The following is a 206-nucleotide window of genomic DNA, read 5'->3' on the forward strand; positions in this document are numbered from 1 at the left end:
CCTATTGTACCATCTTTCTTTATAACATTTTCATTAGTTGATGATTTTATTGATATAGTATATCCACTTGATACTGTTGGCATAGTTAGTGTTGTTGCATCTTTTGTCGGTTCAGTTACACTTGTTATTTTTGATGCCTCATTATCTACTGCTTCTTGGTCTGTATCTACAGCTGTCTTAGCAGGTACTGTTACCTCTATTGATTT

Annotated in this window: 1 protein-coding gene; it reads right to left on the reverse strand. The window is 33.5% G+C overall.

What is annotated here, in order from left to right:
• A partial coding sequence (locus KGF45_RS19980) for a hypothetical protein (RefSeq protein ID WP_227843096.1) occupies positions 1–206 on the reverse strand: 206 nt, incomplete at both ends.

It is taken from the genome of Clostridioides sp. ZZV14-6154 (assembly GCF_020657785.1).
Taxonomy (GTDB): Bacteria; Bacillota; Clostridia; order Peptostreptococcales; family Peptostreptococcaceae; genus Clostridioides.